Origin of the sequence: Schumannella sp. 10F1B-5-1 (assembly GCF_006517535.1) — a bacterium.
GTDB lineage: Bacteria > Actinomycetota > Actinomycetes > Actinomycetales > Microbacteriaceae > Schumannella.
Window position 1 is genome coordinate 1 of record NZ_VHQH01000274.1, and the last position, 297, is coordinate 297.

General features: G+C 69.4%; 1 protein-coding gene. It reads left to right on the plus strand.

The genetic code is table 11. The features are described from left to right. Window positions 1–297: 50S ribosomal protein L7/L12 (gene rplL, locus FJ658_RS15680; RefSeq protein WP_141146253.1), on the plus strand; the 297-nt coding region annotated here is incomplete at both ends.

A 297-nucleotide genomic window follows, 5' to 3' on the forward strand; every position in this document is an offset into this window, starting at 1 on the left:
GTCCGAGTTCGTGAAGAAGTTCGAGGAGACCTTCGAGGTCACCGCCGCCGCTCCGGTCGCCGTCGCGGCCGCCCCGGCCGCCGGTGGCGCCGGTGGCGCTGCCGAAGAGGTCGAGGAGAAGGACTCGTTCGACGTCGTCCTCGAGTCGGCCGGCGACAAGAAGATCCAGGTCATCAAGGAGGTCCGTGCGCTCACGAACCTCGGCCTCGGCGAGGCGAAGGCCGTCGTCGACGGTGCCCCGAGCACCGTCCTCGAGGGCGCGAACAAGGAGACCGCCGAGAAGGCGAAGGCTCAGCT